Below are 10,182 nucleotides of genomic sequence, written 5' to 3'. Positions count from 1 at the left end.
CACTCCGGCCTCACTTTTTCCACGATTTTTTCAAATTCTTCTGTTTTTAGACCCGTTAATTGTCTGAAAATATAAGGGGTTTTTGCCACTTTTGCATAATTTATTGCCATTTTCTCTCACTAAAACTCTCATTTTATACGCTTTTTTTTGTTTTTCTACTTTTTTCCTCGTTTTGCAGGGGGTCTAAGGATGGCAAAAACTGCAGAAAAATGTGGTGATTCCATACAAAAAATATAGGAAAAAACCGCTAACGTCAGAACAAAAGGAGCATAATAGAAAGCTGGAGGATGCAAGTGGAAAATAAAATTCGCGAGATCAAAATATTCAAAATTATATCAAATGTTTACCGCAATTTTCAGAAGAAATACAACATGAGGTTCAATATTATTGCTGGTATTGTGAACCTAAGGCACGGAGCTTTCGGGTTGGGGTTCCTTACCATTTTATCAGCAACTCTCTTTATGTTGTTTCGCAGGGGGTCTACAGAAGCAGATCCAGAACACCACATCAGAAAGCCACTAAACACAATCCAAAGAACAATAAAGACTACTCTAGCAAAAAGGTTAGGATTAAATATTGGGCGTAATGATGTGATTCAAACAGTTGGTTGGCCTGGGTCATCACGTAAAGATTATGGTTACCGTATTAACCCTTTTACTGTGGTAATCAAAGTAATTTGTTGAAAAAAGTCTTGACGATATGCTATACAATTATAAGGATGCGCATTTTGGGTTTTGTAATTTCAATGCACAGTTAAACTTTTTTTTACTTCCATACTAACTTCAACCAACTTATCAAAGTGGAAAATGAACGCTTTATGCTAAATATCATTTTAAAAGCAAATCTTCATACTGTTTACTAAGTTTATATTTTCTTCCCTTGTTTGAATGATCTACAATTTCAAAAAAGCCAAATTCTACCCAACGCTTACAAAGCTGCGCACTTGTACGGGACTTAAAGCCAAATAACTCTCCGACTTGGTTAGCTGTAATAACGTTAAACTTTTGAAATAGCTCAAGAACTTTACGTTGCTTTGGGTCAAGTTCTCTGATTAAATTCATTTGGTCTGGTAGTCCTTGATTTTTTGCTTCATTCATAAATTTTAAAATATTATCAAACGAAATAACCATACCTTCTAAAAAATAGTCTAACCATTTAGTAATATCCGCTTCAACTCGCCCCATGTAATAATTATGAGATGGACCAATGCTAATAGCTTCATAATATGTCCCTAAATTTTTAGCGTAGTATTCCTCTAACGAGTAAATACCTTTAAGATCATACTCACCAAGATACAAAATCAAAGTAGTTAACAACCTTGCAGTACGTCCGTTTCCATCATAGTAAGGATGAATTGTTGCAAATTGGTAATGGGCAATACCAGCAATAATAGGACAGGGAATTTCTTTACTTTCATTAACCCAGTTTATCATACCTTTCATTAGTCCTGGTACATCTTTTGCTTCTGGTGGCATATAAACAATTTTACGTGTGATACTATCGCATATAACATTTTGTCCATCACGATATGGTGTAGGCTTTATTTTAGACCTTCCGTTTGACATAACTAAAGTGTGAAGTGTTTGAACTATTTTCTCAGTAATAGGTGTCCCTCTTGCTGCCCATTGCTCAACTTGAGTCAAAGCAGCATAGTAGCCTTTAACTTCATTCTCGTCTCTTTTATATCTTGAAAAGTTGTCTCCATGCTTTAAAACTTGTTCAATTTGTTTTGGCTTTAAACGGTTCCCTTCAATCATGGTTGAATAGTGCGTTGTATAAAGGCGTGCGCTCTCCCGAAGTGATGTCAATACAGTTGGTGTTAACGGTAAAAGTAAAACTCTCTCTTTAATCGCCTCGATTTTCATAAGGCAGCTAGCAATATTAGGGGTGATTGTATAGTTGGGTACAAATTTTATCAGCATGATATTAGCATTTTATCTGCATTAAATTACCACAATATTATGCCGATAACATGCAGATAAACAAGTATTTTTATCATACCTATGTGTGGAAAAAGAGGGATAAAAAAAAGAAGCTGCTTTAATCTTGAAGTTTCTTGATTTCATCTACACATAATCCAGTAAATTTAGCAATGGTGTTAACGTCCACATTATCAGCAAGCATTGCCTTTGCTACTTCAATTTCTCTCTCTTTTCTGCCCCGTTTTTCACCAATTTGCATGCCTTCATTCTTGCCTTCATTAAACTTTTCAAAAAGTGAAGAGTGATAGTCATTCTTTCTATGATATCCATAGTATGTATGTTATTTTCAAAAAAGTCAAAAAATGAAAACAAGTCTTATTTTTATTTGCGTGTGTGAAAATAAGAAACCGAGTTATTATCGATTTTACTTAAAAATGAAAATAGAATATATTCAAAGATGCAAAAGTTTGAAAAGAGAGCCATTTAAATTACAGCTTTTATGCAGCTACCATTAAAGATTGAATGTTGGATGAAACAAATCATGAAGTTAGTGACCTAAAAAGTCAGATGCAATTTTCCAATGCCTCTAGACCTTATGACAACCAACTAATGCTTCGAAAATTTTTCTTTTCAACTAGGTGTACAGTCCCAGAGAGTGATGGTATTTTTTTTCTCATATTTTATTATACCATCACTCTCTGGGACTGTACACCTAAAAACTCTTAAGGGTCTCACACCTTATGAGTTCATATGTGATCAGTGGACAAAATTTCCTGATTTATTTATACTTCCATCATACTCTGGGACTATACACCTAAAGACAAGCATTTAAATTTTGACCCTTTTTATCCCATATATCTTCAGTAATCCTCTTATTGTTCCTATAATCTGCTGTTTACTGCATATTAACTGTCTTCTGCTTCCAAGTGCTATTTTTATTTGACAAGATTCATCTGATTTTACTAATACCTCTTTATATAGCCCAACTCTCATCATTTGTGCTATACCACTTGCATCATTTTTATCGTTTTTATTGATCCTCGCAGACAATGCTGCTGCCATATGCCTCGCATCTACACAAATTACTGATAACCCAAAACTTCTTAATTCTTTACACATTGGTATTGAAAGTTGTCCACTTTCTATTCCTATTGCTTCATACTCTCTCAACAGCAATTACAGTATGTCTATTATACCAACTGCAGAAGAAGTAAAAAGTTTCTGGAACCATACACAGATCCTTTCTCAGTTTTTTCGTGAGGTAGCCCTGTTTCGAAAGAGAGGTCTATTGTAATTTTCAATAATTTTCTTTACATTAATATAATTATTTATGTGATATATGAGTTATTATGATATAGTTGTAGTAGGTGGTGGGCACGCAGGATGTGAAGCGGCTGCAGCTTCTGCACGTCTTGGTGCTAAGACTTTGCTTATCACTCATAAGATCTCAACTATCGGAGAAATGTCATGTAATCCAGCAATTGGAGGAGTTGCAAAAGGTGTGGTTGTGAGAGAAGTTGATGCTCTTGATGGGATAATGGGTCGAGCTATTGATCAAGCAAGTATACATTCTATTATATTGAATAAAAGTAAGGGTGCTGCAGTATGGGGACCACGAGCCCAAGCAGACCGCAAGTTATACAAGCAAGCAATACAAGAGATTATTTTGAATTATAGTAATCTTACAGTTAGAGAAGAATCTGTTGATGATTTTCTTATAGAAAGTGGAGAAGGATTCTATATAAAAGCAGTGGTCACAAGCTCTGGGAAACACATATTCACAGGCAAAGTAGTGCTCACTACCGGAACTTTTTTGCAGGGTATAATTCATATAGGAGAAAAAACAACTCCGGCTGGAAGAATGGGAGATAAACCTGCAATAAAGCTTGCTGATACATTGAAAAAGTACAATTTTCAACTAGGTAGATTGCGTACTGGCACTCCACCAAGGTTGAGTCACAGTACTATCAATTGGTCAGTGTTGGATGAGCAATTGGGTGATAATCCGCCAATTCCATTTTCATACTTAACAAAAAAAATTACTCAGCCCCAAATTTCATGCTTTATTACTCATACTAATGAGAACACTCATAGAATAATTCAGGAGAATCTTCACAGGTCAGCTTCTTCATATCTAGATGATGTTATAGCACCGCGATACTGTCCTTCAATCGAGGTTAAAGTCAAAAAATTTGCGGAAAAAAATAGACATCAAATATTTTTAGAACCAGAAGGACTTAATGATAATACTGTGTACCCGAATGGAATTTCAAATTCATTACCCATTGAAGTGCAGCATGAAATGATAAAAAGTATAAAAGGACTTGAGAATGCAGAAATATTAAGGCCTGGCTATGCAGTTGAGTATAATTACATTGATCCAAGGGAATTGTCCCACACACTTGAAACTAAAAAGGTCAAAGGCCTTTATTTTGCCGGACAAATTAATGGCACTACTGGATATGAGGAAGCAGCAGGGCAGGGAATTATAGCGGGGATTAATGCGGCGTTATCTGCGTCTGGCAAACAGGATAGTTTTATTCTTCATCGCACTGACTCGTATATTGGGGTAATGATAGATGATTTAGTTACTAAAGGAGTTACAGAACCATACAGATTATTCACATCGCGTGCAGAATACAGACTGTCGATCAGATCGGATAATGCTGATAGAAGATTAACACAAAAAGGTTACGATATTTCTCTTGTCTCATATGAGAGATATTCTATCCTGAAGGATAAACTTAATTCTCTTGAACAACTTGAAGAAAAGTTAGAGAGTTTAACCATTACTCCGGAGAAACTTGCATCTTACGGCATTAAGATATCTTATGACGGAATAAAAAAAACAGCACTGGATTTACTCAGTTACCCGAATATAAACTTAGATGAGCTAGGAAAAATATGGCCAGAATTGAGTATAATTCAAGGTGAGTTGCGTGAAATCATTGAGATTGAAGCCAAATATAGACCTTACTTAATAAGGCAAGAAGCAGATATGAAGTTTTTACAGGATGAAATCAATACTCGTATTCCTCTAGATTTTGATTATTCACAAATTAAAGGCTTATCAAGTGAAGTAATAGAAAAACTGCAAACAACCAAACCTCCTACGATAGGAGTTGCAAAGCAAATACAGGGCATTACTCCAGCAGCAATAGTGAGTATATTAGTATATCTTAAAAGTAAAAAAATGAGCGAAGTTTTTAGATAACAAAAAAATAAAGGAGTTTATGTGCAAAGCTACTCTTAGCGCCAATTTAACAAATATATCTAAATTTCATGCTACAGTGTTAACTAGGCTTTGTGGTGGAATTAGGGTAATTGACTTGTTATTTTATAAGCCAATCAGCTATATAGATAGAAGAAAATCCTTGGTAGATGCTAAGGTAGGGGAATTTACAACTTTTATTGCAAAGGTTTGTGAGCATCAGCCTCCTACTGCAAGAGGAAGGCCATATAAAGTAGTTGTTGAAAGCGAAAATAAATATGTATTTATTGTTTTTTTTAATTATTCAGTTAAGTATCTGTATAAAACATTTCCCCCTGATTCTACATTAATAATAAGTGGTAAACTTGAAGAGTTCATTGATCGACTACAGATTACCCATCCCGACCATGTATCATTTAATCTCGATCAATTTAAAGAAATTGCGTGCATAGAACCAATATATCAATTAAGTCGCGGTATTACTAATAAGAGTATTAGGAACATAATACATGCTTGTCTTGAAAATTTACCTGACCTGCCAGAATGGTTAGATGATAAACAAGAAGACTGGTTCAGTTGGAAAGAAAGTATTATCAGGTTGCATAAACCACACTCATTAGATGAAGTGGAAAAATGTAGGAAAAGACTCGCTTATGATGAATTGCTTGCATACCAGCTTGCACTGAAATTAACAAGAAAAGGTAATATTAAGGAAAGAAGTCGAGAGTTTATAATATCTAATAAATACGCAAAAAAAGTCCTAAGTGAATTATCGTTCCAGTTAACAGATGATCAAATTAAAGCAATAGAAGAAATTTCAGAAAAGCAAAAATCTAAATATCGTATGATGAACTTGCTGCAAGGTGACGTTGGCAGTGGAAAAACTGTAGTAGCGCTTTTTGCTATGTTAAATGTGGTTGAAAATGGCATGCAGGCAGCGTTTATGGCTCCAACGACCATTTTAGCAGAACAACATTATAAGTGGATTGAAGAAGTTTTATCTACTACTGAAATAAAGGTTGCGCTGCTAACGGGAAAAACTCCGCGCAAAGAGAAAAAGCTTATTATAAATGAACTTACAAGTGGCATTTTAAATATAGTTGTCGGCACTCATGCACTATTTCAAGATAACATTGTATTTAAAAATTTAGGTCTTGCAGTAATAGATGAACAACAAAGATTTGGTGTAATGCAGAGAAACCGTTTGGTAGAAAAAGGAGACAATACTGATATACTTTTTGTTACTGCAACTCCCATCCCCAGAACATTGCAACAAGCTATATATGGTGATATTGAATGCTCTGTTTTAAGAGAAAAGCCAAAGTGTAGGCTGCCGATAAAAACTGTAGCTGTCAGCATAAAAAAGGTAGAAAGCGTTATTGAGAGGTTAAAAGATGCAATTGATAGGGGTGAAAAGGCATATTGGATTTGTCCCTATATAGAAGAAAATGAAGATCTTAATGTTGCGGCAGTAGAGATGCGTTTTCAGGAACTACAAAAGATATTTTTTAATAAAATTGGCATAATACATGGAAGATTAACTCAAGACCAAAAAGATCAGGTAATGTTTTCCTTTAAGAGGGGTGAAATTTCCTTACTTGTTGCCACCACTGTAATAGAAGTTGGTATAGACATACCAGATGCAACTATTATGATTATAGAAAATACAGAACAATTTGGATTGTCACAGTTACATCAGTTAAGAGGTAGAGTGGGTAGGGGGAATAAGCCTTCTTTTTGTGTATTATTATATGATAATTTGAGCAAGAGTATGTGTTCAAAATTAAAGACTATGCGCGAATCGCAGGACGGATTTCACATTGCTGAAAAGGATATGATGCTCAGAGGAAGCGGAGATATTTTAGGTACAAGACAGTCTGGATACATGGAATTCAAGTTTACCGACTTACATAAAGACAAAGAGTTACTTGATCTTGCATATAACAACGCACAGGGTTTTTTTGCCGAAGTGGGATTATTGCTCAATGTATTTGGCTATGAGAATAAGTTTTGTGGGAGTGAATCGTTTAAGAATTTAGTTGATTAACTACTCACTAATGCACTATACTAAGTAAATATTTGTTGTAGGGTATCTATGAGTGATGATATTGTATTGGTAAATGATCAAAATTTCAAATCTGAAGTTATTGATTATACTGGATTTGTTTTAGTGGATTTTTGGGCAGAATGGTGTGGGCCATGTAAAGTTATAATGCCACATATTGAGCAATTAGCTAAAGATAAAAAAGATAAAATTAAAGTGTGTAAGTTTAATATAGATGAAGGAACTGAGGTGCCGAGCAAATATGGAATTCAGTCTATACCTACTTTAATCATTTTTCAAGGTGGTAAAGAAATTGCAAGAAAAATTGGAGCAGTAAGTGATTTATCAAGTTGGGTTGGGTTGATGATGAAGTAAGCTAAGGCACTTTTGTACGTTTAATAAAAGGGATTGTAGCTCAGGTGGTTAGAGCAGTTCGCTCATAACGAATTGGTCGTAGGTTCAAGTCCTACCAATCCCACCAATCCTACCAATAAAAAGTTAGTAATTTATCTTTATTCTAGTTGTGTTGTGGGCTGAATTCACTACAGCAGGCAATTTTCAAGTACATATAGCTAACTCAAACAAGGTTTATTCGAATGAAAATTTATGATCACAAAATGTATTGAATAAATAAAGAAGGTAAAATGCCGGGACCATACATATAATAGACCCCTTTTTCAATCGATCTGTTTTATTCCGACTGAAACGTAATTATAGCCTGACCATATAGTGATTGCTGCTGCAAGCCATAAAGAAATTGCACCTATATATTGAGTTATTTCATAGTTATTAACTATGAGTGTGACTACAGCAACCATCTGCAGAAATGTTTTTATTTTTCCGATTTTACTGACAGGTAGACTAACATTTGTAGCGATAAGAAACTCTCGTAAACCTGGCACTAATATTTCCCTGCAAATGATGATAATTGACGGTACTATTGTAAAATCATTAATCTTATGCATATAAATTAACATAATTATTGTTGATACAACTATTAACTTATCAGCAATAGGGTCGAATAATTTACCAAACTTTGATTGAACTTGCCATGTACGTGCCAGATAGCCATCAAAAAAATCTGTGATGCATGCAAACATAAAGATTGATATTGTGATTAGATCTGCATATTTATTCTGTATGTAAAAGCTTAATACTATTGCTGGTATTGCAAATACACGTGAAATTGTGAGTATGTTAGGTAAATTTTTCTTGAGCATAACTACTATACACCGAAATATAAGATAATATATCAGCTAACAATTTGCAATTGAATCTTTATAAAAATCACATATACTTAAAAACTACAGTCTAATTACGTAAATAAGGGGACAATAATGAGTGACGATTTAGATAACGCTACAAAACAAGAGGCACTGAAGTATCATAAAAAAAACGACAACCCTGGTAAAATGTCAATTTTGCCGACAAAACCTTTGCTTACTCAATATGATTTGTCACTTGCTTATTCTCCCGGTGTTGCAGCTCCATGTTTAGAGATAGCTAAGAATCCTGGGTCAGTATATGACTACACAGCAAAAGGCAATAGCGTTGCAGTTATTTCAAATGGCACTGCAGTGCTCGGACTTGGTAATATTGGTCCACTGGCTTCAAAACCTGTCATGGAAGGTAAAGCTGTTTTATTTAAACGTTTTGCTGATATTGATGCAGTTGATATAGAGATAGCTACAGAAGATATAGAAGATTTGATCAACGCAATTAGATACCTTGGACCAAGCTGGGGTGGGATAAATTTAGAAGATATAAAATCTCCAGATTGTTTTATAATAGAAAAACGTCTAGGTGAGCTGATGGATATTCCAGTATTTCATGATGACCAACATGGCACTGCAGTGGTTGTTGCTGCTGGCATAGTGAATGCTCTTGATATAGTTGGCAAGAGATTGGAAGACGTCAAGATAGTCATGAATGGTGCTGGAGCAGCAGGCATTGCGTGTTTAGAAATGCTTAAATCCATGGGAGCAAAGCACACCATGCTCTGTGATAAACAGGGAGTGATATATCAGGGCAGAAGAGAAGATATGAATATATGGAAAGAAAAGCATGCTGTTGATATTTCTGAACGCTCTTTATCCGATGTAATAAAAGGTGCCGATGTATTTATAGGGCTATCTGCAAAGAATGTGCTAACTGAAGCAATGCTGAAAGATATGAGTAAAGACCCTATAATTTTTGCCCTTGCTAATCCTGACCCGGAGGTCAGGCCTGAATTTGCAAAAGCCATAAGGCCGGATGCCATAATTGCAACTGGTAGATCAGATTATAGCAATCAGGTTAATAATGTAATGTGTTTTCCATATATATTCAGGGGAGCACTTGATGTACATGCAACATCAATCAATGATGAAATGAAAATTGCTGCTGCAAATGCAATAGCAAAACTTGCACGTGCTGGTGAAATATCTGCAGCATATGGTGGTTGTAAAATGAGCTATGGACGTGATTATATAATACCTACTCCTTTCGATTCTAGATTGATTTTCACAGTACCTCCTGCTGTTGCAAAAGCTGCTATCGATTCAAAAGTAGCAAGAAAGACAATTCAAGACTGGAATGAATATGAAAATCAATTAAAATCGCGCCTTGCTAAGGTTCTCAGTGTGTTAAATTTATTATCTTCACATATGTAGCATTTTTGCTATTGCAAACCTTTCTATTGGATTTTGTAAATCTATTGCTTTGATGGCAATTGTTTTTCTGAACAATTGCCACCTTTTCATGTTTTAAATCAACGTACTCTCTTACTGAATCATGCAGGTAGATTGACGTTTTTCTTGTACTATATTATCTAGGTAGTGTCGACATTTATTTTAACCAAAGATATATAGAAGCAATATGGACAAAAGATAAGAAAGAAATAGCTAATTTATCATAACGAGTAGCAACCCTACGAAAATTCTTGAGTTTATTGAACATTCTTTCGATGAGATTTCTCTCTTTATAAAGCTCTTTATCGTATTCTCTTGGTGTTTTTCTATTGGAAC

The 10,182-nt window shown here is 34.8% G+C and carries 8 protein-coding genes, 1 tRNA gene and 3 pseudogenes; 7 read left to right on the top strand and 5 right to left on the bottom strand.

All coding sequences use genetic code 11. The annotated features are described in order from the left end of the window. Positions 1-187 precede the first annotated feature (187 nt). Positions 188-419, top strand: a pseudogene (locus IC220_RS04750) (transposase family protein); the annotation flags it as partial. Positions 420-827: 408 nt separating this feature from the next. Here IC220_RS04750 and IC220_RS04745 read toward each other — a convergent pair. Together IC220_RS04745 and IC220_RS04740 are read right to left on the bottom strand one after the other, a co-directional pair. Further along, entirely contained in the window at positions 828-1,865 is a 1,038-nt protein-coding gene (locus tag IC220_RS04745; RefSeq protein ID WP_223158778.1) for a Fic family protein, read from the bottom strand. Between the two features lie 175 nt (positions 1,866-2,040). After that, positions 2,041-2,187 (bottom strand): annotated as a pseudogene (locus IC220_RS04740) (Rpn family recombination-promoting nuclease/putative transposase); the annotation flags it as partial. Positions 2,188-2,634: 447 nt separating this feature from the next. Here IC220_RS04740 and IC220_RS04735 point away from each other — a divergent pair. After that, positions 2,635-2,740: pseudogene (locus IC220_RS04735) on the top strand (IS481 family transposase); the annotation flags it as partial. A gap of 10 nt (positions 2,741-2,750) precedes the next feature. On the opposite strand, the gene IC220_RS04730 reads toward IC220_RS04735, so the two are convergent. Further along, on the bottom strand, positions 2,751-3,092 hold the full coding sequence (locus IC220_RS04730) for an IS110 family transposase (RefSeq protein ID WP_188153395.1): 342 nt from the start codon (positions 3,090-3,092) through the stop codon (positions 2,751-2,753). Positions 3,093-3,261: 169 nt separating this feature from the next. On the opposite strand from IC220_RS04730, the gene mnmG reads away from it, so the two are divergent. The 4 genes from mnmG to IC220_RS04710 all read left to right on the top strand — a co-directional run bounded on the left by mnmG (position 3,262) and on the right by IC220_RS04710 (position 7,658). Then, entirely contained in the window at positions 3,262-5,136 is a 1,875-nt protein-coding gene (mnmG, locus tag IC220_RS04725; protein ID WP_188153394.1) for a tRNA uridine-5-carboxymethylaminomethyl(34) synthesis enzyme MnmG, read from the top strand. 19 nt (positions 5,137-5,155) lie between these two features. Continuing rightward, on the top strand, positions 5,156-7,180 hold the full coding sequence (locus tag IC220_RS04720; protein WP_188153393.1) for an ATP-dependent DNA helicase RecG: 2,025 nt from the start codon (positions 5,156-5,158) through the stop codon (positions 7,178-7,180). A gap of 48 nt (positions 7,181-7,228) precedes the next feature. After that, positions 7,229-7,552: a thioredoxin gene (gene trxA, locus IC220_RS04715; protein ID WP_188153392.1), complete on the top strand. Its 324-nt coding sequence runs from the start codon at positions 7,229-7,231 to the stop codon at positions 7,550-7,552. A 29-nt stretch (positions 7,553-7,581) separates the two neighbouring features. Next, a tRNA-Ile gene (locus IC220_RS04710) sits at positions 7,582-7,658 on the top strand. 196 nt (positions 7,659-7,854) lie between these two features. Here the strand turns inward: IC220_RS04710 and pgsA are convergent. After that, on the bottom strand, positions 7,855-8,397 hold the full coding sequence (pgsA, locus tag IC220_RS04705; protein WP_188153391.1) for a CDP-diacylglycerol--glycerol-3-phosphate 3-phosphatidyltransferase: 543 nt from the start codon (positions 8,395-8,397) through the stop codon (positions 7,855-7,857). A gap of 117 nt (positions 8,398-8,514) precedes the next feature. Between pgsA and IC220_RS04700 the strand changes: the two genes are divergently transcribed. Continuing rightward, positions 8,515-9,828, top strand: a complete 1,314-nt coding sequence (locus tag IC220_RS04700; RefSeq protein WP_188153390.1) for a malic enzyme-like NAD(P)-binding protein — start codon at positions 8,515-8,517, stop codon at positions 9,826-9,828. Positions 9,829-10,003: 175 nt separating this feature from the next. Here the strand turns inward: IC220_RS04700 and IC220_RS04695 are convergent. Continuing rightward, a partial coding sequence (locus IC220_RS04695; protein ID WP_188152690.1) for a transposase occupies positions 10,004-10,182 on the bottom strand: 179 nt, incomplete at its 5' end.

It is taken from the genome of Wolbachia endosymbiont of Pentalonia nigronervosa, assembly GCF_014534705.1.
GTDB lineage: Bacteria > Pseudomonadota > Alphaproteobacteria > Rickettsiales > Anaplasmataceae > Wolbachia.
This window is presented reverse-complemented; position numbering and strand designations above follow the sequence as displayed.